The following is a 25,280-nucleotide window of genomic DNA, read 5'->3' as shown; positions in this document are numbered from 1 at the left end:
AAATCAGAAACTTAGCAACTTAGAACCTTAGCCACTTAAAAAGAAAACCTTTGTACCTTTGCCACTCTGAACCTTTGTACCTTTAAAGAAAAACCTTTGTACCTTAAAGAATGGAATCCAAAGAAATACTACAACAACACATTGCCAAAACCGCTTCGTTGACAGAGGAGGAATTCGATTATTTCTTTTCGCATTTTAAAGCGTTATCATTCAAAAAAGGGCAAACCATTATCAGCGAAGGAGACAAAGTTGATTGCGAATATTTTGTAATTTCCGGTTGTCTGAAAGCTTTTTTTATCAATGACGAGATCAAAATGTACATTCTGCAATTTGCCATGCCAACCTGGTGGACGTCAGATTATAGCGCTTTGTATAATCAGACTCCCGCAACCATAAATGTAGATTGCATCTCTGATGTTGAATTACTTTGCCTGAGCAACAGCGATCGCGAAAAATTGTGCAGTGAATTTCATCAAATCGAACATTTTTTCCGTTGGAGAACCAACAAAGGTTATATCGCTTCCCAAAAAAGGCTTTTATCTTTTATGAATAACAATGTCAAAACCCGTTACGAAGAACTTTTGGCATTATACCCGCAACTTTATAATTTAGTTCCTAAACATTTAATTGCCGCTTATCTGGGCGTTTCAAGAGAAACTTTAAGCAGACTTAACTCGTAATTTTTTTAAGTCAAAGTAAAAAATGATTTTGTTTCACGCAGATTTTAAAAAGATTTAAGCAGATAAACGCAGAGATTATTTGGTTTGTGTTTTTTCGTGTAGTTTGTCATCTCGACGAAGGAGGAGATCACACGAGAAACTCCGCAATCTATAATCGCCAATCTTTGTAGAATCACGAGTGTGATCCTTCGTTCCTCAGGATGACAAAAATGAGAATAGAAATCGATCTAAAATAAATTTAACGTGATTTAAAAAAATCTGTTCAAATTTGCTTAAATCTTTTTAAAATTTGCGTGAAACAAAAACTTTTGCACCTTTCCGCAATTAAAAAATTCCATTAGATAAGAAAACTTTGCGCGTCTGCGGCTTTGCGCGATTAAGAATAAATCGTGAAACAAAAACCTTTGCCTCTTTGCGTCTCAAAAAAGAATGTGATCTACATCACGTAACCAATTTCCATACCCGCCGTTCCTTTGTACTGTACTTTTAAATACAATAAAAATGGAAACAACAAATTTTAAAATCGTAAGCGCAAACAGCCAAATCGATTGGACTGGTAGAAAAGTTACCGGTGCACATAATGGTACAATTGGTATCAAAGAAGGTTATTTCATCCTGAATGATGGAAAAATAAATAGTGGAAAGATTATCATCGACACCACTTCAATAAAAATACTTGATGTTACAGATTCTGCAACAAATGCACAATTTGCAGGACATTTGGCTTCGGATGATTTTTTCTCTATTGAAAAATTTCCAACAGCAAAACTTGATATTCTAACTGTAAAAGAAATTTCAAACAACACTTATCACCTTGAAGGAAATCTGACTATAAAAGATATCACACATCTTGTTGGGTTTGAAGCACAGGTAAAAAATGACGGAAACAAAATTGTTCTTACTGGTAAATTGGTTATCGATCGTACTAAATACGATATCAAATTCCGTTCTGGAAACTTCTTTGTTGATTTAGGAGACACCTTGATTTATAATGACTTCGATTTAGATTTTACGATCACAGCCGAAGCGATATTTTCTGCACAATCTAAAAACTAAAGCCATGCCTTACGTAAAATTAGAGTTAACCCGCGAAGGTGTAACCCGCGAGCAAAAACAACAATTAATAAGCGGAATTACCAATTTGATTACCGATGTATTGAACAAAGATCCGCATTTAACTCATGTTGTAATTCAGGAAATAGAACTGGACGATTGGGGTTACGCAGGAGAACAAGTATCAGTATTAAGAGAAAAAGGCATTACAGCCGATAAAAAATAAATATCATGAAAAAACAAACGATAATCGTTACCGGAGCAGCTTCGGGAATCGGAAAAGGAATCGCCAAATATTTTTTGGACAGGGGCGATAATGTGGTCATCAACTCCGTAACTCCATCTTCATTAGAAAAAACCTATAATGAATTTGGCGCAGGAGATAACCTTGCAATGTTTGCCGGAGATGTAAGCAACAAACAAACCGGAGAACAATTAGTAAAAATCGCTTTAGAAAAATTTGGTTCTGTAGACGTATTGGTAAATAACGCCGGAATTTTTGACAGCAAACCATTCCTTGAAGTTGACGAAGCCTATCTGGATAAATTTTTGACAACAAACTTTAAAGGAACTTATTTTACTACGCAATCGGCTATTTCGCAGATGTTGAAACAAAAAGATGGTGTCGTAATCAATATAGGAACCCCATTAGTAAACCACGGATTAGGCGGATGGCCGGCTTCGGCACCTGTTTCAAGTAAAGGTGCAATTCATGCCTTAACGATTCAGTTAGCGGCCGAATTTGGTAGACAAAATATTCGTGTCAATACTGTTGCTCCGGGTGTTATTCGTACGCCAATGCACGGTGACAAATCTGATCTGAGTGCTGGTTTGCATCTCTTGAACAGAGTAGGAGAGGTCGATGACGTAGCCGAAATGGTGTATACTGTTGCAAAAAGCACTTTTATTACCGTTTCAATCATCAATGTTGATGGTGGTAAAGGCGCAGGACATAATTTAAATTAAGTTGAAAACTATTTTATTAATTGCTTTTATGCTCTGTATCTTACAGGGCATAAAAGCTCAAAATAATACTAAAATGGAAAATCAGACAGACGTGTCAGCAATTACTGATGCATTAGAAAATTATTATTTTAAAGGAATTTACGAAGGAGACGAAAGACGTTTAGGAAGCATTTTTTATGAAAGCGCTTTACTTTTTGGAGATATAAAAGGACAGCCTTATTTTAAAACGGTAGATCTTTATTTGGATGGAGTCAAAAACAGACAAAGTCCTAAAGATTCGGGAAAACCTTTTAAAGGTGAAATTTTGAAGATTTCCGTAGTAAATTCAATTGCTACGGCAGAAATTAATGTAAAAATGTACGACTTTAATTATCGGGATTTTTTATCTTTCCATAAGATTAACGGAAAATGGCTTATCGTCAATAAAATGTTGACCGATACAAGCGAACAACATTAAACAATATAGCAATGTGGTACAATACAAAAGCTACAGAATTATTGGGTATTGATTACCCGATAATGCAGGGGCCATTTGGCGGGAATTTATCAACGGTAGAACTTACTGCTGCGGTATCAAACGCCGGAGGACTTGGTGGATACGGTGCTTACACCATGTCTCCTCAGGAAATTTATGAGGTAGACAAACAATTAAAAGCAGCAACAGATAAACCGTATAACATTAATTTATGGGTGTCTGATCATGACATACCCGAAGGAGGTTTGACCGATGAAAAGTTTGCAAAAACCATCGAACAATATAAACCCTATTTTGATGAAGTTGGAATCCCATTACCGGAAAAACCAGCTCCGTTTCATTCCAGATTTGAAAATCAGTTAGAAGTAATTTTAGATATAAAACCTAAAGTATTCAGTTTTATGTTTGGAGCACTTTCTGCTGATGTTTTAGAACAATGCCGAAGAGCAGGAATTGTAACGGTTGGCGCAGCAACAACTTTAGACGAAGCTGTCTTTCTGGAAAATTCAGGTGTAGATATGATCATCGCATCAGGTTTTGAAGCAGGCGGACACCGACCTTCGTTTTTGGCTTCCGCCGAATCTTCCTTAACCGGAACTTTTGTATTACTGCAACTCATTCGCGAAAAAGTAAAAATTCCGGTTATCGCTGCCGGCGGAATTGCTAACGGAAAAGGCGTTGCAGCAGCATTAGCTTTAGGCGCAGATGCCGCCCAGATTGGAACCGCATTTCTTGCCACCGATGAATCAAACGCATTACCAATTCATAGAGAAATGTTATTCTCAGACGCAGCAAAATACACCACTTTATCACGCGCCTATACAGGCAGAATCGGACGCGGAATAACTAGCAGAATAGCAAAGGAAATGATTGGAAAAGAAGAAAATATTCTGCCGTTTCCATTACAGACTACGCTGATATCACCATTACGAAAAGCAGCTCTTGATCAGCAAAAATGGGATATGATCTTATTTTGGGGAGGACAAATTGCACCCATTTTAAAACATACCAAAGCCAAAGAACTGATGCATTCTTTGATTGAAGAAACAACAACTTATTTTGATGATTTGAAAGCTTAGAATAATAAAGAAATAAATTTACGAAGCCTGGTTATGTGATCAGGCTTTTTTATTATAGACTATTAGGTGTCAATTTTTTCACGCAGATTTTAAAAAGATTTAAGCAGATGTGCGCAGATGATTATCTTGAATTAAATCTGCTATAATCTTTTTAAAATCTGCGTGAAACATTTTTTTTTAATCCTTTATCTGTAGTTATTTTTTAATCTATGTTTCTATATGAACACTCATAAGAAATACATTCACAAAAACTTATTAAAAAGCAGTTAGTAAATCATTAAAAATAAAGTGCTTTTATTTATAGGTAAATTTGTATTGTTCTATTTATATAATTCATCGAATTGTTTCTTACTTATAGTATAGAATGCAAAATCCCTTTTTCTTCCATATAATTTGATTTTAAAAGGAAATTCTACAAAATCCAAATATTATAAAATTTTTAAGTTTGAGAATGTCCGTTTCGGCATCGACTTCGTCCGTTTTGACTATTTACTGATTTTAAACCGCGTATTGTCGATATACTTTTGACAAAGAAATTAATCACAATAACAAAATTTATAATCAAAATGAAAACAATTCAAAAAAACAAACGCAGCTTCTTAAACGCAATTGCAACAGGAACGTTTATGCTGATCGCAGCAACAAGTTTCGGACAGAAAAAACAAACTAAAACAGACTCAGAAGCAATTCGTCCGTATCATATTAGTATTTCGCAAGAAGCCTTAATAGATCTTCGTACTCGTGTAAACGCAACAAGATGGCCGGATAAGGAAACCGTTACAGACCAATCACAAGGAGTTAAACTGCAACAAATTCAAGGTCTTGTAAAATATTGGGGAACAACTTACGACTGGAGTAAAACCGAAGCTAAACTGAATGCATTACCTCAATTTGTAACCAATATCGATGGATTAGATATTCAGTTCATTCACATTAAATCAAAACATAAAAATGCATTACCATTAGTAATCACTCACGGTTGGCCGGGATCTTTCTTTGAACTTTTAAAAGTAATCGGCCCGTTGACAGATCCTACCGCATACGGAGGAAAAGCTGAAGATGCTTTTGATCTTGTAATTCCGTCAATGCCGGGTTATGGTTTCTCTGAAAAACCAACAGGAACAGGTTGGGGACCAGAAAAAATTGGAAATGCATGGGACGTATTAATGAAACGTTTGGGATATAAAGAATATGTGTCTCAAGGAGGAGATTGGGGTTCTGTAATTGCAGATGCTATGGCGCGCCAGGCTCCGCAAGGATTATTGGGAATTCACGTAAATATGCCGGCGACAGTTCCTGCTGAGATTGCGAAAGCTCTAAAAGACGGAGATCCCGCTCCTGAAGGATTATCGGTTAAAGAAAAAGCAGCATTTGTTTCTCTTAATAAACTATACACAAGAGGCGGCGGTTACGCAGGAATGATGGTAACACGTCCTCAAACTTTAGGTTACGGACTTACAGATTCACCAGTAGGATTGGCTTCATTCTTTTTAGATAAATTCAACGAATGGACGTACAGTGGAGGAAATGCCGAAAAATCACTTACAAAAGACGAAATGCTGGATGATATCACTTTGTATTGGTTGACAAATACCGCAAATTCATCGGCTCAATTGTATTGGGAGAATAATACCAACAACTTTAATGTAGCAGAACAAAAAACAAACGACATAAAAATTCCGGTTGCTGTAACTGTTTTTCCTGGAGAAATCTATCAGGCGCCAAAAAGCTGGACAGAGAAAGCTTATAAAAACCTGATTTATTTTAATGAAGTATCAAAAGGCGGTCATTTTGCTTCCTGGGAAGAACCACAACTTTTTACAGAAGAACTTCGCGCAGCTTTTAAATCACTAAGAAAATAATAAACGTTGAACATAATTATTTAAACACATAGAAACATAGATTTTAATTTTTAAGAAAGAATAAAATAAAAAATCATGATTTCTTCACATAGCTATGTGAATTGATGTTAAGTGAAACGCCTTCTAAACATTCCAATAAACTATGTTTCTATGTGTTAAAAATAATTAAGCACAATCTTTTAAAACAAACAATATGAAAACAAATATAAACTTCAGTATATACACAATTGCCATTCTTACTTTTATGGCTTTAATCCCAAATAACGCATCGGCACAACAAAACGGAATTACACGTACAGATTTGCAGCGACACGATCTTAGTATCGCAGGACATGAAACGGTTCAGTCCAAAATAGATTTTGATGCTCATACCGCTTTCGGAATGCATGCTCACCCCGGAGAAGAAGTTATTTATGTATTAGAAGGTACTCTTGAATATCAAATTGAAGATGAAAAACCTGTGACATTAAAAGCAGGGGAAGTACTTTTTATTCCGGCAGGAAAATTTCATTCGGCAAAAAACAGTAGTAATGCCAAGGCTTCTGAATTGGCCACTTATATTGTAGAGAAAGGGAAACCAATTCTGGTACTGAAAAAATAAATCACTAACATATTCAGGTTTTAGTTTGTCCGTTTCAATCTTCACTTCGTCCGTTTCAACTATTTTATAATTGTATAAGGATTGTTATCGGAATACTTTTGACGAAGAAATTAACTAATAATCAAGCTATTAAAAATAATAATCATGAAAACAACACCAAAAAACAAAAAAAGTTTCGGTAATAGAATAGCTTCTAAAATGCTTTTAATTGCAGCTTTATTTTTTACAATGACATTTGTAAATGCACAATCAGAAAAAGTAATAGAAACAGCAAGTTCGCTTGGAACCTTAAAACAAATCAATGCAGGTTTATTGAATGTAGGATATACAGAAGCAGGACCTTCAACAGGAAGTCCGGTAATTTTGCTTCACGGGTGGCCTTACGACATTCACAGTTATAATGAAGTCGTGCCTATTTTAGTTGCAAAAGGATACAGAGTATTAACTCCTTATCTAAGAGGTTCAGGAACAACAACTTTTCTTTCTAAAGATACTTTTAGAAACGGACAGCAAGCAGCATTAGCCAACGATATTATTGCTTTTATGGATGCGTTAAAAATAGACAAAGCCACTATTGGCGGATTTGATTGGGGAGCAAGAACAGCGGTAGTAATGGCAGCACTTTGGCCGGAACGTTTAAATGGATTGGTTTCTGTAAGTGGTTATCTGGTGGTAAATCTTGAAGCTAATTTAAAACCTTTACCTCCTCAGGCAGAATTAGGATGGTGGTACCAATATTATTTTGCTACCGAAAGAGGGAAACTCGGCTACAGCCAAAATACTTATGAGTTTAATAAACTGATCTGGAAAATTGCTTCTCCGTTATGGAATTTCGACAAAGCAACTTACGATCAAACAGCACAGTCTTTTAACAATCCGGATCACGTTGCAATTGTTATTCACAACTACAGATGGAGACAATCTCTTGAACCTGGAGAATCTAAATACGATAGTTTAGAAAAGAAATTAGCAACGAGACCAGCCATTAAAGTTCCAACAATTACCATAGCAAGTGATTTCGACGGAGCTAATATAGACGGGAAAGCATACGCCAATAAATTTACAGGGAAATACGAACACAGAATCCTAAAAGGAATTGGGCACAACGTTCCGCAGGAAGATCCAAAAGCATTTGCTCAGGCGATTATGGATGTTACTAAAATTTAACCTTAAAGAAGTTTAGCATTAAAGAAGGCAAGGATTTACGCAAAGTCCGCTAAAGTTTATTTAAAAAGTGTTTACTGAATAAAGCACACAAAGCTTTGCGCTCTTAGGCTTTAAGAAGATTTATTTTCGCGCAAAGACGCCAAGTCGCAAAGTTTAGCTTTTTAGCGTATTTTTCTTTGCGACTTGGCGTCTTTGCGCGATTATTTGACAAAACGTAATTCAAAAAACATCTTTGTTTCTAAAAAGCATAAAAAATACTTTGCATTAATGCATGTCCAATTCAGCTTTTAAGTTGTCCGTTTCACCTTTTTTAGGCTTCTTATTTTAAAGGTTACGTTATAAATTTGTTCAAAATTAAAACACCAATTAACCCTTAAATACAATAATTATGAAACCAATACTTTCCTTTTTAGTCGTTGCTTTTTTCTTTTTCTCTTTAAAATCTAGTGCTCAAAATTATTCTAGTAATAGTTTAGATAAAGCAATGCATTTTCAAAATAATCAAATGTTTGAAGCTTTTATTTTTTCTAAATTAATTAGTAATGAAAATGACAGTATTTCTATGCTAAATAAATTTTCAAAAGATCTCCGTTCTGAATTGTACAGTCAAAAATGGAATACTGTTTTAAACGAAAACAATCGTGCTTTTAGCTATAATCTTTCGATGATTAAAGTGGTTGATAAAGACAAAATAGATCTCTTTGGAAATCCTTTAATGGGATTTACCGATAAAAAGTTAGTTTTTGATGAACCTGCTTTATTTAGTGATACAGTATTGGTTTACAGTTTTTAAGGTTTTGTGAATGACAATAAAAGCCTTTTATAGTTTAAAAAATACGGGTGTAAAAAACTCTGGATTTTACACAAAATAACCACAATCATTGTTATTTCGACCGCAGGGAGAAATCTCCATAAAAAACTCTATAAGATTGGATTCCCGTTAGGCAATTACTTGCGGAGATTTCTCCTTTTTCGAAATGACAAAAATGCGCAGACGAACTTTAAAATTAAAATTCTATTAAAACTGACAAAAGGTAAAAAAAATAATTATAAATATAAGAAAATCAGATACTTTGGATTTATTATATAAAGTATCAAATTAATATAAAAAAGACTATTTCTTTAATAATCGAAGCACTAGTATTCAATATAAAATACTTCGAAAATATTCTATCTTTACCAAAGCAAGATTAAAAACAAACACAGAATATGGAAAAAGTAAAACGCTTTCAGGTTTCCTCAAAAGTAATATGGGGAAGTTCTATAGCACTGGCAATTCTTGCTTCGATTCCCAAATTATTTGACGTCGATTCTACTCCTGGAGATATCATAATCAACTCTTCGATTACGTTGTTGTTTTCGGTTTTTATATGGTATTACAATATGTATAGTTTGCCCAAATTTTCCTCGCAACGCACTCCTCAAACTTTATTCAACTGGAAACTTTTACTGAGTGTCATTATGGGAATTTTAGTAATGGTTATTCTTGTAATTGGACATCAGGAACTTTTTCAGATATCAAAAATGGATGCTCCAATCATGTTTGAATTACGAGGCGTTTTAATCAATTTGATTGTGTATATGTTCCTGCATTTGCTTTTTCAAAACTATCAAACCCAACAAATGGGAATAGAATTAGAAAAAACAAAAGCAGTAAACCTGGGCGCACAATATGAACTTTTAAAACAACAGGTAAATCCGCATTTTTTGTTTAACAGTTTGAATACTTTAAAGTCGATGGTGGATATTCAGGATCCGCAGAGTTCTGATTTTATTCTGAAATTATCTGATTTTTATCGTTTTACGCTCGAAAGCAGAAAGCTTGATTTAATTCCGCTAAAAGAAGAACTTCAGATTTTAGATTCTTATGTTTATCTTTTAAAAGCCCGTTTTGAGGACGGATTTGTTTTAGAAAACGAAGTCGATAAAAGACAATATGATTCGGCTGTTCCACCATTTACATTACAATTATTAATAGAAAACTGCATCAAACACAATGTGGTTTCATTAGATAAACCATTGCACATTAAATTATATACCGAAGGAGATTTCCTGGTGGTCGAAAATCAAATACAACTAAAAAGAGGCGTATTGTCTACCGGAGTTGGATTGGATAATATCAATCAGCGCTTTTCGCATTTGATGCACAGGGAAATTGAAATTGACAAAACCGAAACTACTTTTAAAGTAAAAATACCCATGATTTATGACTATCGTAATAATTGAAGATGAAGTAAAAACGGCCAAAGCACTTGGTCAGCTTATATTGAGTATCAGGCCAGATGCTCAAATTTTGTCGTATATTCAAAGTATAGACGGAGCTGTAAATTATCTTTTAGAGAATGATCAGCCTGATCTTATTTTTATGGATATTCAGCTGGCAGATGGTTTGTGTTTTGAAATCTTCAAAAATGTTGAAGTTTTATCGCCCGTAATATTCTGTACGGCGTTTGATGATTATGCTATTGAAGCTTTTAAATCTAACGGAATCGATTATGTATTGAAACCATTTTCAAGAGAAAGCATTGCCCAGGCGATTAAAAAAGCGGGTGAGTTGAAGAATTTCTTTCAAAGAAATAAAAAAGCAATGCCTGATTTTGAATATTTATTAACCAGAACAGGCGAGAATACAGGCAAAAGCAGTTTTTTGGTTTTTAAAAACAATAAATACCAAACGGTTCTTACTGAGAATATTGCGTTTTTTTATATCAAGAACGAAACGCCAACGATTATGACTTTCGATAAGGTCGAATATCAAATCACACAATCTCTTGATGAAGTTCATAAACTATTATCTCAAACGCAATTCTTTAGGACAAACAGACAATATTTGGTTAATTTTTCAGCCATTAGAGAAGCAGAGCATTATTTTTCACGTAAACTCATCATCAAATTAACGATTCCCACAGAAGAAAAATTATTGGTTGGTAAAGATAAAGCAACCGCGTTTTTGAGTTGGTTAGAGAACAGATAATTTATTATTTAAAATGCCACAGATTAAAATGATTTCAAAGATTATTTTCTTATGAATTGCCTCTAGCTTTAGCTAAATGTCGTTAAGTTAGGCTTTTAAAAAATAAAATTATTGCAGATCAAATCCGTTTTTATCCGCGTTTTTACGAAGTAAATCTGTTTTATCAGCGTCAAAATTAGACGCTGATTTTACTGATTCGCTAAAGCGAAAACGCTGATAAAAACGGATTTTTCTAATTACTTTCTTTATTAAACTGTTAAGTAAATTTATATATCCTCTCAACTCAATGACATTGAGCTAAAGTTGGAATATATTTAAACATTTTTTTTTGAAATAGGTGGCAAAATAAACAATCATTAAATAAAACGGCACATAAAGAATCACTGATTATAAAATAATAATCAGTGAACATCCGTTTAAATCTGTTTAATCCGTGGGTAATCCCTATCGCAAAATAACTTTCGCTGTAGCTGAAATTTTTCCACTCGTAGTATTTTGGATAAAACCGATTAGCTCATAGTCTTTTGTATTAAAATTGGCAGGTTTTTGTATCGCAATATTTCCTTCTTTTTCATTTAAAGTAAAACCTTTAAGCTGTCTCACAATTTGAACGTGATGCAAAGTATTTCCTTTATTTTCGCCGCGTGCTACTTTCGAAATGGCTTCTTTTTGAACCGTGGCGATCAATAAACTTTGGTTTTTCTCTGATAGATTTGTTTTAAAACTAATTTCTAAAGAATCATTATCAGATCTGGCACTAAGTTCCAGACTTGAGGTTTCTTTCATTGCCAAAGCATCAGCAATCTTTTTAGAAAGAGTGGTTTCGTTATAACCTGCAAACTCTGTAGTACCGTTGATGATAAATTGTGGCGTATACATGACATAAAGATTCAGCCAATTTTGATATTGTTGCTGGCGAACCGTAAATTCGTTGGAACTAAATTGATCTTTCCAACCCAAACGATCCCAATAATCTACGTGATATGCCATGAAATAGATGTTTTTATCTTTGTTTTCGCTTTGCAATTTCGCCATTAATTCATCAGCAGGAGGACAGCTTGAACATCCTTCAGAAGTAAAAAGTTCTACAACGGCAAATCCGTTATTTGCAGTGGTTTCTATTTTGTTTTTTTGGGATGTTAATTTTCCGGTAAGTTCTTCATAACTATCCGGAAAGATGAAACAGTTGAGAGAAAAGAGTACTGAAAATGCAATAATTGTGGTTATTAAAAGTGTATTTTTCATAATATTTTATTTTAAAAGTTATTGATATCTATTATCTTATTCAAAGGTAAAATTGCTATTGGTGATGCGTAAGAATAAAATAGCCAACTGTGCAGAATAGCTGTTGAATAGTACATATTAAGGGATAAAAATTTGCATGTTTAATTGAACGTTAGAACCATTTAAGTTGAACGTTAGAACAATGTGGTTTGCATATGTTTTGGAGAACTTTGCTTCATAAATAATATACTTATGAAAACAATTTTTATCACAGGAACATCAAGCGGTTTAGGAAAAGCTGCGGTTCATTTATTTCACAACAACGGATGGAATGTTATTGCTACAATGCGCAATATCGACAAAGCAGATTTTGCAGCTCTGGAAAGAGTAACGGTTTTACCACTCGACATTACAGAGCCTAAACAAATTAAAACGGCTGTAGCAAAAGCTATTGCTCTGGGAAATATTGATGTTGTCTTGAATAATGAAGCATATGGCGCAATTGGTCCATTAGAAAGCGTTACAGAAGATGATCTTCTAAAACAAACCAATACCAATTTGCTTGGTGCAATTCGTGTTACACAGGCTTTTATTCCACATTTTCGAGAGAAAAGAAGCGGTCTTTTTATCAATATAACTTCTATTGCAGGACTAACTACTTTTCCGTTTGATAGTTTGTACCACGCTGTAAAATGGGGTTTACACGGCTGGAGCGAAGGATTGAGTTATGAATTAGCTCCTTTCGGAATTGGAATTAAAACGGTTGCTCCGGGATTTATACGCACGGAATTCGCAGCGAATGTAACAATCACTTCGGCAGAACCTTATAAAGAATTAATGGATCATTATATGAAAGTAGTTACAGGTATGATGGATCCAACAAACAGCGGTTCAACAGCCGAAGAAATTGCCCAGGTAGTTTACAACGCCGCAACTGACGGAAAAGATCAGATACATTACACAGCTGGAGCTGATTCTAAACAAATGTCGGATAGGCGTTTAGAAATAGGAGCAGAAGCTTCTGTAAAAGAAATGACTGGATTGTTTTTAGGATAATTTTTTTAGTCCCGGTTTTTAGTCTCAGTCGCGGGCTTTATATTTCGCATTAACTTTGTCATAATAGTTTTGTGCATATCAAGCTGAAAACCGAGACTGAGACTGAGACTAAAAAACTTGAAACAAAATAAACCTGAAACAAAAAATGTCCAACACAACAGACTCAAAAATTCCTCAAATAGTATATTCGGCGACTTCAAAAAGAGCGACCGAGGGAGAAATATTTATCAAACAACATGTATTTGATTATATTATATCAGGAACTTCAGAAGTTTATTTTGGAGGAAAATCCGAATTGTATAAGGCTGGAGATTTTCGTTTTGCTGCCAGAAACCGACTGAGTAAATTTGTAAAACAACCGCCGGAAGGAGGAGAATATAAATCGGTTTCTATTTGTATTGATACAGCAACTTTATTTGAATTAAAGAATGAATTTCAGCTGGATAAAACCGTTTCTTATAAACATGAAAATGTATTTCGGCTAAAGCCAAATAAGCACTTTAATAATTATATCGATTCACTTTTGCCATATTTAGAAAACCAAAATATCATCAGCGATAGTTTGGTTAAAATAAAAATAAAAGAAGCTGTTTTGATTTTTTTAGAAGCAAATCCAGAACTAAAAAACATACTTTTTGATTTTAGCGAACCCGGAAAAATTGATCTTGAAGCATATATGAACGAACATTATCAATACAACGGAAGTCTGGAAGAATTTGCCTATTTAACCGGACGAAGCCTGTCAACATTTAAACGTGATTTCGAAAAAATTTTTAGCACAACGCCCAATCGCTGGTTATTGCAAAAACGACTGGAAGAAGCGTATTATCTTTTAGACAAAAAGAAAATGAAAGCCACAGATGTTTATGTAGATGTTGGTTTTAAAGACTATTCGCATTTCTCAATTTCATTTAAAAAACTCTTTGGTATAGCACCCTCATTGGTGTAGATTTCAGGATATGGTTTTAGGTGAAGTATTTTTTAATCCTGGCGTCTACTAAAATTTCTCGCAAAGATGAAAAGCTTCAAGATTTCTAATTAAAAAAACTTTGCGACTTTGCATCTTTGCGAGATTAAAATAATAAAGGTTTTTAAGGCTTAATTTCTTAGCGCATAAGTTCCTATATAGAGTTTTCTAAACATTATGTACGTGACACTTACCATTATAAAAGCAATAATAGCATCAATAGTAGCTGGAAAACCTTATACAGCAAGTTTTGAAAAGAAGGCAAAAGTGATGTCAAAAAATACTCCGGCAAATACCCATTCTTTCAAGCGTAATAATTTGTTTGGGATTAATAAAGTGATAACTCCGGCAACTTTCATTACGCCAAGTAAGTAAATAAAATGCTCCGGATAACCCAGTTGTTTTGTAATTCCCCAGACAATAGGGTTTGTTGTAAGTTCAAAAAAACCGCTGGCACCAAACCATAAAGAAGTTAAAACGATTCCTGTCCAGTAAATAGTTTTTGTTGTTTTTGTCGTCATGATTTCTATTTTTTAAGTTGATTTATAGGACAAATTTGCGCCATAAGCCATTAATTTAAAATTGAAAAAATCCTGAAACGGACAATTTAAACCTTCAATAAGACAATCTCTAAGCTGACTTAATTTTGAAGTTTTTGTATTAAAGAAATTTTAGAAATAAAGATTTGTAATTGCATTAAAACAGGTGAATTAAAGACCGTTTAATTCACCTGATTTTTTCTAAAGGCAGATGGAGTAGTACCTCTGTGTTTTTTGAAGATTTTATTCAAATGGCTTTCATCATTAAAACCCAATTCATTGGCAATTTCGCCTACGCGTAAATCACTATACAAAAGTCTGTTTTCGACCAGTTTTATCCGGTATTTCGAGATGTAGTCTTGTAATGTTTCATTAGCTTGTTTCTTAAAATACCTGCCAAGATAAGTTTCTGAAATGCCAAATTTTTCACTCATAACCGTTACGCTCAGTTTTTCGGGCTGGTAGATATGAGTCTGAATATATTCAAGTAATGTATGTGCTTTTCCGTCAGATTGTTTGTTGATATTTTCCGGAAGATATTCAGAGATATTTCGGGCAATGATAACAATCAGCGTATTTATCAATAACTGAATCAATTCAGTATTGTACAAAGTAGGATTATAATATTCATGCCTGATCGCTTCGATAACGGGATGCACCAGATTCTTGTCTGTAATTCTTTTTAAAATGCAGCCGGGCTGATGATGCGCATGCTGCAATATATATTCAAGCTTGTAAAGATTGTTTGACGTAAAAGGTCCGTTTTTAATGTAAATATCCGTAAAACGCAACTGGAAAATAGTCGTTGGACTTTTGATTTCTAATGAATGAGAATCCTGAGGCGTGATCAAAAAAAGATGTCCAGGTTCATACGATAATCGATTTTCGTTGATGGTTTGAATGCCTGTTCCCGAAACAATATAAAGCAATTCAAAGAAATTATTACCCACTTTGGTCTGTAGTGATTCGTTTATTTCTTTAAAAATAACTTCGTACGGAAGATATAAATTGGTTTTTATCATAACAACATATTACTAAATTAACGAATGATATTACAATTATAAAATGGTTAAATCAGTATAATTTTGCTCAAAGTTAAATCAAATATTTTAATAATGGACAAAATCATAAACAAAACCGAGAAACAACAGTTTCAAAAACAAATGATTACACTGCCAGTTGCACCCGCATCTTTTTTCGCCATGACGTTAGGATTGGCAGAAACAGGAAATGCCTGGAGAAATGCAACTTCATTATGGAATTTACCTTCCTATATTGGTGAAATTTTTGAAGGATTAGCTATAATTTCTTTTTTATGGTGGTTATTGCTTTATTGCAATAAATGGATTCAGCATAAAAAATTAGCCGTAAATGAATTCAATGATCCCGTTCAATCCTCATTTCTCGCTTTAATTCCTGAATCTATCATATTAATGGCAATTGCAATTCATGTTTATAGTTTGCCAATTGCGATTACTTTGTTTTGGATAGGATCTGTTTTAAATCTTATTTACGGAGCTTATAAACTTTCGGGTTTGTGGATACAAGAACGCCAAACCGAACAAACAACGCCATCATTATTTCTGACATTCACTGCAAGTATTTTAGTAAATGCCCTTGCTGCAGGATTATTAGGATATAGCAATTACGGATATGTACTTCTGGGAATTGGAACTATTTCATGGCTGATCATGGATTCGGTAATTACACAACAATTAACTGTTGGTGGATTGGGTGCCAAAACCAGAAATTTTATGGGAATTTATATGGCACCAGCAGTAATATTGTTTGTCGCTTATCAGGTTTTGGCTGGAGAAAATTTAAGTATTCCAATTGTTTATGGCTTAATGGGATATGCTTTGTTCATTTTTGTCGCCATAACTTTTGCTATAAAATGGCTTAAAGAACAAGCTTTTGCGCCCGGATATTGGGCCTATACTTTTGGGATTGCAACTTTATCTCAAGGGCTTTCTATTTTTGCTTTAAAAACAAATGATTTTACTGTTTCAATATTGGCAATAATTATATTTTGTATAATGAATATTGTCGTTTTGGGAGTTGCAATAGGATCAGTTAAATTGGTATTGAAAGGAAATTATTATCCCAAATAAAAATGCTGGAATTTATCATTATAAACAGTTCCTACGGTTTCAACCGTGGGAATTTTGGGAATGTAATACATTATTACAATCGGCATCGCAAGGTCGATGCCTTAGGCTATAATTGAAAGCAGGATTAGGTTTCGTTGACGTGATTATTAATGCGCTTTTTTAGGGTTTACTTAATAGAGATTGGTTTTATAGCAAGTCAATAAAAAATCATAAACCATTAATAATTAAAATAAAAGTTAAAATGTTTGCAAATAAAGACCGAACGGTCTAAATTTGTTCTCTCAAATAAAAAGCTATGAGTAAAGCAGAAAGAACCAGACAATTTATCATTGAAACATCGGCTCCTATAATCAACAAAAAAGGAATGGCGGGAACTTCATTGAGCGATATTATGGAAGCTACAAAACTGGCAAAAGGCGGTATTTACGGAAATTTTGAAAACAAAGAAGAGATTTGCAAAGAATCATTTCTTTATTTAAGAACTCAATTGTCTACAAAATTAAATAATGCCGTAGCTGAAGGAAAATCGGCTAAAGAAAAACTGTTTAATTTACTGAATGTTTATGCCAACGATTTAAATACAGCGGACGGTTGTCCGATTTTAAATTTTGGAACCGAAGCTGACGATACAAATCCTGTTATGAAAGAGCAGGTCAAAAAAGCCATACATTCAGCTCAAAGCAGATTCTTTACTATAGTCGAAGATGGAATCAAAAATAAAGAATTATCATCAGCAGTAAATCCGAAACATTTTAGCATAAAAGTTTTTGCCATGATTGAAGGTGCTATTTTATGTAGAAAAATTTTAGGAAGTGATGAACAAATGAAAATTGTTTTGGAAAGTATCAAAACTGAATTTGAAAGCTATATGTTGTAGTTTTTTTTTGAATAATTTTAGACCGATCAGTCTTATTTAATGCTAATTAATTTTAAAAAATGAAAAATTTACCAGAAAATCATAAGGGTTTCAGTACCTTATTAGCCTTTTGCCTTATTCCGTTATCCGGATTTGCCACAGATATTTATTTACCCTCACTTCCGGCGATGGCAAAAGATCTGCATGTTTCGGCTGGAGCCGTTCAGCTTTCGCTAGTGTTTTTTATGTTTAGTCTCGGCGTAAGCCAGATTTTTATTGGGAGTATATTAGACAGTTTTGGGCGTTTTAAAATTAGTATTGCATCACTTGCTGTATTTTCTGCAACCAGTTTTGTCATTGCTCTTGTTCCTGATATTAATGTTATTTATGCCATGCGAATTATTCAGGGAATCGCCATTGCCTTTATTGTAATTGCAAAACGCGCCTATTTTGTAGATCTCTATTCGGGTGCGAAGTTAAAAAGTTATATTAGTTCCTTTTCAATTATTTGGGCTTGCGCCCCCATTATGGCTCCATTTCTTGGAGGATATTTAGAACATAGTTTTGGATGGAGATCTAACTTTTATTTCCTTGGCGGATTATCCTTTCTTTTTCTGATTTTAGAACTTTTGTATAGTGGAGAATCACTAAAATATTTCCATCCGTTTAAATTAAAAACCATTGCACAAACCTACACTGGAATGCTAAAATCAGGCGATTTTACTTTAGGGATATTAATTCTGGCAATTTGTTTTGGTCTTGTTGTAGTTTACAGTTTGTCGAGTCCGTTTATTGTAGAACGCGTATTGGGTTACTCCGCCATTACAACGGGTTACAGTTCTTTATTATCTGGCTTAGGCGTTATGACAGGTGGTATTATTGCAAAATCGCTTATTCATAAACCTTTGGCAAAAAAAGTAACTATCGCCGTTACAACACAAGTTATTTTGGTACTTCTAATGATTTCTACAGCTTCTGTAACCAGTAATATTTATACATTAATAGGTTTTACAATGGGAATCAATATTTGTGGGGGATTTATTTTTAATAATATTTACGGCTATTGCTTAAGCCGTTTTTCTAAAAATGCCGGAGTAGCAAGCGGACTTACAGGAGGAGGAACGTATATGATAAGTTCAATTCTTAGTTATGGTTTTGTCAATTTATATGCTGTAAAAAGTCAGTTGCTATTAGGATTTGCAAACATTTCCTTGATATTTATTGTCGGTATAGTTTTTATGATCTTCAATAGATACAGAGTGCTGAGTCTTGCCAAAAATCCTGTGAAATAATAAAATTTAATGAGATAAAGAAAAGGGATTTAAAATAGCTATATATTTTAAATCCCTTTTTATTGTTTTAATGGCGTACTATATCTAAAGTCCTTATTTTTTTGTTCCTTTTTTCTTTTTCCCAAGCCAAATCAACAATCCCGTGATGGGTAATGTGGCGGCAAAAAGAGCGACCAAAAAAGCAATTATTTTAGTAGTTAAACCATAAATGCTTCCGGTATGAATGGGGTAATTCAGACGTTTTATTTTGTCTCCGGTAGAAAAAGATTCATAAGGTCTTGCTTCAATTTCTTCGGTAGTATATTTGTCAAAATAAGCAGCGCTGGATTGATTGGGAATTGTTTTTTCTATATTTTCTTTCAATACTAAAATACTATTGATGGTGTCAACAGGCATCCTGATTTGAATGTTTCCCTTGTACGGAAAAATACTGTCGGCTTTATTGTAAATACTTTGGTAAAAGGCTGTAGTATTGAGTTTTGGATCTGTTTTTGTTGGGTTTTCTACTTTTGCAGATGGTTTTTTTGTGGTCCCGTCAGCGAGGAAATAAACACCGTCCTGAAACCAATTAAATGCAAATGATAATCCGGTAAGGGAAATAACCAAAAGAATTATAAAGCTGTAGAACCCAAAGGTCGAATGAAAATCCCAATTGACTCTTTTAAACGAAGCATTCCATTTTACGGTTAATCGCTGTTTTAGATTTTTTATCTTTTTTGGCCACCATAAAATGATTCCGGAAATAAGCATAAAAGCAAAGATTAAACAAGATGTTCCCATAATGATTTCGCCAGTTTCTCCCAACAGCAATTGCCTGTGTAGGGATAAAACAATGACAAAAAACCGGCTTTCCTGCGGAGTTGTCGCCAGAACTTTCCCCGTATAAGGATCAAAAGAAAAAAACTGCGCTTTTTTATCTGAATCCTTTGCCAGGATTTGCATCGTGCGCGAAGGATCATTAAACGTATAAATGCGGGTAATTTTTTTTATTGCGTATTGTTTCTGTAATATATCCGTGCAATAATCAATTGTCTTTTTTGATGTTCCAATTGTTGCAACGTTATAATATTCAGGATTTACGGCTTTGTCAATTTCTTTTTCAAAAACCAGAATACTGCCCGTTAATGCAGCTATAAATACAATTAAACCAGAACCAAGTCCGAGCCATAGATGCAGGAACCCAATATTTTTTTTTAATCCTTTCTTCATAGACGCTGTTTTTTCAATCTATTATTCAAATAGAAATACTATTTGATTTTGTTACTATATAATAGAGTTGCTTTTATATTGTAAAATTCTGCCACAAATTTATACTTATTTAGACTAAATCTATCAAAAACTTTAAAAGAAAATGAATCTTTTAAAGTTTAAATCGACGTAGTAATCAGCCAACGTGCAAAATAGAATTCACATGTTAATTTTCCTGATATTACTGATTTCCAGAATTATTAAAACAGTTTAAAATTACATTTTACTGCGCATGAATTATATAAAAAAGGATTGAATTTCTGTGTCACAGACTAGTTCAAAATAATTATTATTCAGAATTATTATAAATAATACTTGTTAAACAATTATTAATTTCTACTTTTGCACTGTTTTTATTAATTCTAAATAAGAGCAAAATAATAACCAAAACTTAAATTCAATGAAATATCTTTACTTAAGAACGTCAAAGTTTTTATTTATTCTGAGCTTTTTATTTTCAGTCTTATCTTCTTTTGGACAACAAAATCATGGAAAAATAAAGGGACAAATAACCACATCTGATGGTAAACCGGCATCAGATGTCAATATCATACTTAAAAATTCAAAATACGGAACAACATCTAACGAGGATGGTAATTTTGAAATCGGCAGAGTAAGAGAAAACATTTATACGCTGCAAATTTCTCTTGCGGGTTATGAAACTTCAGAAAAAGAAGTAACTGTTGAAGACAATAAAACTGCAATTGTAAATGTACAATTAAAGGTTTCAAACAAGGAACTACAGGAGGTTGTCATTAACAACAAAAAAAGTTTACTTTCTAAGAAAACGCAATATGTTGCCAGAATGCCTCTTAAAAATATAGAAAATCCTCAGGTTTATAATGTAATTCATAAGGAACTTATTCAGGAACAAATTGTAATTGATGTTGCCGGAGCGGTAAGAAATGCGCCGGGAGTTGTACCACTTACTTATCCTTCGGGCGGATTTGCTGTTATCTTTAGAGGTTTTACAGTAGGGATTAATTCACGTAACGGTATGGAAACGCTGTCTGGAAGATCGAGCGTGGGTATTGCAAATGTTGAGCGTATCGAAGTATTAAAAGGTCCGTCCGGAACTTTGTTTGGATCGTCTGCTTCTTCTTTTGGAGGTGTTGTGAATCTGGTTACTAAAAAACCTTTTGAAGCAACAGCTTCTGAGATTTCTTATACCGGAGGAAGTTTTGGTGTAAACCGACTTACTGTTGATGTAAATACTCCTTTGACTAAAGATAAAAATGTACTTTTCAGGATTAATGCAGCGGTTAATAACGAAAAAAGTTTTTTAGATTATGGATTTAATAAAACTATTTCTTTTACACCAAGTATCACTTTTAAAGCTAGTGAAAAACTTACTTTTAGTATTGATGCTGAGCTGTATAAAGTTAATAATACCAGGGTTTTATATCCAGCTGTAACAACTGCATCAGGAATTACAAATCCTGGAGATATAAAATTAGCGTATAAAAAATCGTTAGTTTATGATGATGCCGATGCAAAATCTTCGTCATCAAAAGCATTTGTTCAGGGTGAATATCAAATATCTGAAAAGTGGAAATCAACTACTTTATTCTCCTATGTAAATGAAGATGTGGATTATAGTTATCAGGTTTTACCAACGTGGACTTCGCCAACTACGGCTACAATGCGTGCAACACTTTTTGGACCTATTTCAAGTAATTATACCAATATTCAGGAAAATATTAACGGTGAGTTTACAACAGGAATTTTAAAACATAAAATTTTATTTGGTGCAAATTACAGGTATTATACGGATACATTTTCATCAACGCCAACTCCTGCAGCGCCATTTAGAACTATTGATGTTGCAACGAATTTTAATCCTGTTAGAAGAAACGAAATTGACAAAGTATTGCTCGCACCTGTTATCAGAGCGGGAAGAGATGAATATACTTTTAGTGGTTATGGATCGTATGTTTTAGGTGTTGCCGACAGATTTTTTGCAATGGCTAGTTTACGTTTGGATAATTTTGACCGAAAAGAAAGCGGAACAGTTCCGGGTTACAGCCAAAATTCATTATCACCAAAATTGGGAATTGTATACCAAATTGTTAAGGATCAGGTTTCTATTTTTGGAAATTACATGAACGGATTTCAAAATTTAGCTCCGGTGACTCAACCTGGCGGTGAACAATTAATATTGGATCCGCTTTATGCAAATCAATTTGAAGGTGGTGTAAAAGCCGAATTATTCAATAAAAAATTAAGCGCTACGGTTAGTTATTACAAGATTACAAATGATAATGCCGTAATCAGACAAGCAGATTTAGTGTACGAACAAGATGGAAAACAGGTTAGTAAAGGTGTTGAATTTGAATTTCTTGCCCATCCGTTTGCTGGTTTAGATATTACCGCAGGATATGCGTATAATGATAATCGTATTGTAAAAACAAGTGAAGCTAACAAAGCAATTGAAGGTAATAAAGCACAAGATGCACCTGAAGATGTGGTAAACTTTTGGGCTTCGTATAAATTTCAAAGTGTATTAAAAGGTCTTGGTATTGGTGTTGGCGCTAATTATGTAGATAAAACTTATATGGCAACCACAAATACTTTTTATATTCCGTCATATACTGTTTATAATCAGTCATTATTTTATGAACAATCTAACTGGAGAATTGGACTTAAGATTAACAATTTGTCTAATAAACAATATTGGAGTTCATGGGGAGCACCTCAGGCTCCGGCAAATTTCTTGGTTAATTTAACTTTAAGATTTTAATACTTAGTTTACAGTTTTCAGTCACAGTTTTCAGTTACAGTTTTCAGTTACAGTTTTTTCAGTCACAGTATTCAGTCACAGTTTTCAGTCATAGTTATCAGTCACAGTTTTCAATCTCAGTATTCAGTCTCAGTATTCAGTCACAGTTATCAATGCTGAAAATTTTATAATGAATACTTTGCAGTTCTATAAAATAAAGATGTTTTTTGTTTTTTTTATTTGAGGTTTCTGGCATTTTTTTTGTCAGGAGCCTTTTTTTATTTAGAAGTTTTGTAGTGATTTTTTATATTTCGCAGTCATAACCGCGAACTTTCATTTCGAGGAACGAGAAATCACATTTGCTGAATCCGTACGGTGCGTAGCTCTCTGGATGTGATTTCTCCTTCGTCGAAATGACAAAAAATGAGAAAAATTTTAATAGTAAAGTCAAAAAGTTTACAGTTTTCAGTCTCAGCATTCTTGCATAATGAGACTGAAAACTGTAAACTGAGACTGAAAACTGTAAACTAAAACTTAAGCGTAACTCTCCAATTCAAGAGATTCCTTAAGCAATGGATAATTTACTTTTCCATTTGGCGTAAGCGGCACATCCTCAATGTGCATCACTTTTAAGGAGCTGGCATGAAGATTCAGTTTTGCTTTCAGGACTTTTAGAATTAACTCTTTGTTCAAACTTTCGTCTGTGTACATTACGGCTAAATGTTTATCGTTTATTCCTAAGCAAATAAAAGTTTGTCCGCCAAGAGCATCCTTTAAAAGCAGTTCCGTTTCATCGAGATTAAGGCGGACGCCAAATAGTTTTACAATACGTTTTATTCTGCCTACAATATAATAGTAGCCTTCATCATCTATTCGGGCTTTGTCGCCTGTATGGAGTTTTTCTTCCTGATCAAAGAACTGAAGATCCGCTCTGATATTGGCATAACCGCCAAAAACATTCGGACCAATATAAATCAGTTCATCTGTTTCATTATCGATTTCAAAACGTCCGTTTTTAATGGGTAAACCAATTGATGTTCCTTTTCTCAAAAGATCTTTTGGAGGCAAGTACGCCATTCTTCCGCAAGCTTCAGTTTGACCGTATTGAGCGAAGAATTGTTTGTTAAACTTCTCACTGAAATCTGAAATTGCTTCGATTAATTTATGATTCAGCATTCCGCCCGTATGAGTCAGATATCTTAACGAAGGATGATCTTTTTTGAAGAATCCTATGCTGTACAACATCTCATAAAAATAAGGAACTCCGCCTAAAGTAGAATATCCGTATTTTTTAAAATCTGCCCAAAATTCTTTCTGAAAAGCATCTTTATCCGTACATACAATTTGGTTTGCTTTGATGCAATTCGTCGTGAAAATAGATAAGCCGTACACAAAATTAACAGGCACATTTAGCGGCACAACATCATCTGATCGAATTGGCATATATTCCATAATCGACTTTGCATTCTGCACCAGATTTTCATCAGAAAGTCTGACGAATTTTGGTGAACCCGTAGTTCCCGAAGTGCTTAATAAAAGTTTTGTTTTGGCATGTATCGCATAAATTAAATTGACATTTCGTTTAAACAATACTATCGTTTCCGAAGCATTTACTGCAACATAACCTTCAATTTCAGTTCTTGACGGATCATAGATATAATAAGGAGTATATTTTTGTTCTAAATTTTCCTTGAAATTCTCTAATAATCCCATTCCCAGTAAAGCAATTGTAAACCTGCTTTGATAAAAATTCAGCAATGTTTCGATTGCCGGCAACTGATTGTCATTGTAGATAAAAACCACAGAACGCAGGTTTTCAATTTCTAAAGATTGATGCATTTCTGAAATTGATTTTGAAATTCCTGTCGAAGAATCTGTAAAAGTCAGTTTTTCATTTTTTCTGATTAAATCGTATAATTCCATAGGTTAAAGTTGGGTTTAATCTGTTAGATAGAATTAAAAAATAATTACATCTAACGTGTTTTTTAATTAATTTCGAATCCGTATTTTTTTAGGATATCTTTTATTTTTGTTACGCTTCCCATTTCCAGAATATCCTCCATTTCTATAGAGATATTATAGGTACTTTCAAGTTCTTCAACCAAAACCAAATGACTCATAGAATCCCATTCGGCAATAGCCTGATATTCTAATTCGTCGTTTACTGCCTCAACAGGAATTTCAAAAGCTCTTGCAAATACTCCGTGTAATTGTTCTATTGTACTCATTTTTCTATTATTTAAATTGTTGTTTTAATATACTTTGCTAATTTTTTCACGCAGATTTTAAAAGGATTTAAGCAGATATGTGCAGATTATTATATCGAATTACATCTGCTATAATCTGCTCGAATCTGTTAAATCTGCGTGAAATATTATGTTTCGCTATTATAACATAATCTTGTCATCCTG

The 25,280-nt window shown here is 33.7% G+C and carries 24 protein-coding genes; 18 read left to right on the top strand and 6 right to left on the bottom strand.

Annotation, left to right across the window (positions count from 1 at the left end; all coding sequences use genetic code 11):
* Positions 1-110: 110 nt before the first annotated feature.
* The 12 genes from KHA90_RS00525 to KHA90_RS00470 all read left to right on the top strand — a co-directional run bounded on the left by KHA90_RS00525 (position 111) and on the right by KHA90_RS00470 (position 10,857).
* On the top strand, positions 111-680 hold the full coding sequence (locus KHA90_RS00525; protein ID WP_213293690.1) for a Crp/Fnr family transcriptional regulator: 570 nt from the start codon (positions 111-113) through the stop codon (positions 678-680).
* 501 nt (positions 681-1,181) lie between these two features.
* Positions 1,182-1,736, top strand: a complete 555-nt coding sequence (locus tag KHA90_RS00520; protein ID WP_213293688.1) for a YceI family protein — start codon at positions 1,182-1,184, stop codon at positions 1,734-1,736.
* Between the two features lie 4 nt (positions 1,737-1,740).
* Positions 1,741-1,959, top strand: coding sequence for a tautomerase family protein (locus tag KHA90_RS00515; protein ID WP_213293686.1), 219 nt, complete (start codon positions 1,741-1,743; stop codon positions 1,957-1,959).
* 5 nt (positions 1,960-1,964) lie between these two features.
* Positions 1,965-2,699, top strand: a complete 735-nt coding sequence (locus KHA90_RS00510; protein WP_213293683.1) for an SDR family NAD(P)-dependent oxidoreductase — start codon at positions 1,965-1,967, stop codon at positions 2,697-2,699.
* A 73-nt stretch (positions 2,700-2,772) separates the two neighbouring features.
* A complete protein-coding gene (locus KHA90_RS00505; protein WP_244860212.1) occupies positions 2,773-3,156 on the top strand; it encodes a nuclear transport factor 2 family protein in 384 nt (127 codons plus the stop codon).
* 11 nt (positions 3,157-3,167) lie between these two features.
* Positions 3,168-4,253: an NAD(P)H-dependent flavin oxidoreductase gene (locus KHA90_RS00500; RefSeq protein ID WP_213293678.1), complete on the top strand. Its 1,086-nt coding sequence runs from the start codon at positions 3,168-3,170 to the stop codon at positions 4,251-4,253.
* Positions 4,254-4,819: 566 nt separating this feature from the next.
* A complete protein-coding gene (locus tag KHA90_RS00495; protein WP_213293675.1) occupies positions 4,820-6,115 on the top strand; it encodes an epoxide hydrolase family protein in 1,296 nt (431 codons plus the stop codon).
* A gap of 193 nt (positions 6,116-6,308) precedes the next feature.
* Positions 6,309-6,716, top strand: a complete 408-nt coding sequence (locus KHA90_RS00490; protein WP_213293672.1) for a cupin domain-containing protein — start codon at positions 6,309-6,311, stop codon at positions 6,714-6,716.
* A gap of 144 nt (positions 6,717-6,860) precedes the next feature.
* Entirely contained in the window at positions 6,861-7,883 is a 1,023-nt protein-coding gene (locus KHA90_RS00485) for an alpha/beta fold hydrolase (RefSeq protein ID WP_244860211.1), read from the top strand.
* Positions 7,884-8,271: 388 nt separating this feature from the next.
* Positions 8,272-8,676 carry a hypothetical protein gene (locus tag KHA90_RS00480; protein WP_213293669.1) on the top strand — a complete coding sequence of 135 codons (405 nt, stop codon included), beginning with the start codon at positions 8,272-8,274 and terminating at the stop codon, positions 8,674-8,676.
* 416 nt (positions 8,677-9,092) lie between these two features.
* Positions 9,093-10,109 carry a sensor histidine kinase gene (locus KHA90_RS00475; RefSeq protein WP_213293666.1) on the top strand — a complete coding sequence of 339 codons (1,017 nt, stop codon included), beginning with the start codon at positions 9,093-9,095 and terminating at the stop codon, positions 10,107-10,109.
* Positions 10,090-10,857 carry a LytR/AlgR family response regulator transcription factor gene (locus KHA90_RS00470; protein ID WP_213293663.1) on the top strand — a complete coding sequence of 256 codons (768 nt, stop codon included), beginning with the start codon at positions 10,090-10,092 and terminating at the stop codon, positions 10,855-10,857. Before KHA90_RS00475 ends, KHA90_RS00470 begins: the two co-directional genes overlap by 20 nt.
* Before the next feature lie 444 nt (positions 10,858-11,301).
* Here KHA90_RS00470 and KHA90_RS00465 read toward each other — a convergent pair whose 3' ends face one another.
* The gene (locus KHA90_RS00465; RefSeq protein ID WP_213293661.1) at positions 11,302-12,102 is read right to left on the bottom strand and encodes a DUF1223 domain-containing protein; all 801 of its coding nucleotides are present in this window, start codon (positions 12,100-12,102) and stop codon (positions 11,302-11,304) included.
* A 231-nt stretch (positions 12,103-12,333) separates the two neighbouring features.
* Between KHA90_RS00465 and KHA90_RS00460 the strand changes: the two genes are divergently transcribed.
* Positions 12,334-13,137 (top strand): SDR family oxidoreductase, encoded by an 804-nt coding sequence (locus KHA90_RS00460; protein WP_213293659.1) that lies wholly within the window; start codon positions 12,334-12,336, stop codon positions 13,135-13,137.
* Positions 13,138-13,282: 145 nt separating this feature from the next.
* Positions 13,283-14,086, top strand: a complete 804-nt coding sequence (locus KHA90_RS00455; RefSeq protein WP_213293657.1) for an AraC family transcriptional regulator — start codon at positions 13,283-13,285, stop codon at positions 14,084-14,086.
* Between the two features lie 254 nt (positions 14,087-14,340).
* Here the strand turns inward: KHA90_RS00455 and KHA90_RS00450 are convergent, their stop codons facing one another.
* The gene (locus KHA90_RS00450; RefSeq protein ID WP_244860210.1) at positions 14,341-14,625 is read right to left on the bottom strand and encodes a DoxX family protein; all 285 of its coding nucleotides are present in this window, start codon (positions 14,623-14,625) and stop codon (positions 14,341-14,343) included.
* A gap of 200 nt (positions 14,626-14,825) precedes the next feature.
* A complete protein-coding gene (locus tag KHA90_RS00445; RefSeq protein WP_213293655.1) occupies positions 14,826-15,665 on the bottom strand; it encodes an AraC family transcriptional regulator in 840 nt (279 codons plus the stop codon).
* 93 nt (positions 15,666-15,758) lie between these two features.
* Between KHA90_RS00445 and KHA90_RS00440 the strand changes: the two genes are divergently transcribed.
* The 3 genes from KHA90_RS00440 to KHA90_RS00430 all read left to right on the top strand — a co-directional run bounded on the left by KHA90_RS00440 (position 15,759) and on the right by KHA90_RS00430 (position 18,902).
* A complete protein-coding gene (locus KHA90_RS00440) occupies positions 15,759-16,754 on the top strand; it encodes an SLAC1 family transporter (RefSeq protein ID WP_213293653.1) in 996 nt (331 codons plus the stop codon).
* A 295-nt stretch (positions 16,755-17,049) separates the two neighbouring features.
* Positions 17,050-17,631, top strand: a complete 582-nt coding sequence (locus KHA90_RS00435; protein WP_213293651.1) for a TetR/AcrR family transcriptional regulator — start codon at positions 17,050-17,052, stop codon at positions 17,629-17,631.
* 59 nt (positions 17,632-17,690) lie between these two features.
* Positions 17,691-18,902 (top strand): MFS transporter, encoded by a 1,212-nt coding sequence (locus tag KHA90_RS00430; protein ID WP_213293649.1) that lies wholly within the window; start codon positions 17,691-17,693, stop codon positions 18,900-18,902.
* A 93-nt stretch (positions 18,903-18,995) separates the two neighbouring features.
* Here the strand turns inward: KHA90_RS00430 and KHA90_RS00425 are convergent, their stop codons facing one another.
* Positions 18,996-20,111, bottom strand: a complete 1,116-nt coding sequence (locus KHA90_RS00425) for a PepSY-associated TM helix domain-containing protein (protein ID WP_213293646.1) — start codon at positions 20,109-20,111, stop codon at positions 18,996-18,998.
* A gap of 439 nt (positions 20,112-20,550) precedes the next feature.
* Between KHA90_RS00425 and KHA90_RS00420 the strand changes: the two genes are divergently transcribed.
* Positions 20,551-22,890: a TonB-dependent receptor gene (locus tag KHA90_RS00420; protein ID WP_213293644.1), complete on the top strand. Its 2,340-nt coding sequence runs from the start codon at positions 20,551-20,553 to the stop codon at positions 22,888-22,890.
* Between the two features lie 513 nt (positions 22,891-23,403).
* On the opposite strand, the gene KHA90_RS00415 is transcribed toward KHA90_RS00420, so the two are convergent.
* Both KHA90_RS00415 and KHA90_RS00410 read right to left on the bottom strand, forming a co-directional pair.
* Positions 23,404-24,792, bottom strand: a complete 1,389-nt coding sequence (locus tag KHA90_RS00415; RefSeq protein ID WP_213293641.1) for an AMP-binding protein — start codon at positions 24,790-24,792, stop codon at positions 23,404-23,406.
* A 62-nt stretch (positions 24,793-24,854) separates the two neighbouring features.
* On the bottom strand, positions 24,855-25,097 hold the full coding sequence (locus KHA90_RS00410; protein WP_089351709.1) for an acyl carrier protein: 243 nt from the start codon (positions 25,095-25,097) through the stop codon (positions 24,855-24,857).
* Between the last annotated feature and the right edge of the window lie 183 nt (positions 25,098-25,280).

It is taken from the genome of Flavobacterium psychroterrae (genome assembly GCF_018380615.1).
Taxonomy (GTDB): Bacteria; Bacteroidota; Bacteroidia; order Flavobacteriales; family Flavobacteriaceae; genus Flavobacterium; species Flavobacterium psychroterrae.
This window is presented reverse-complemented; position numbering and strand designations above follow the sequence as displayed.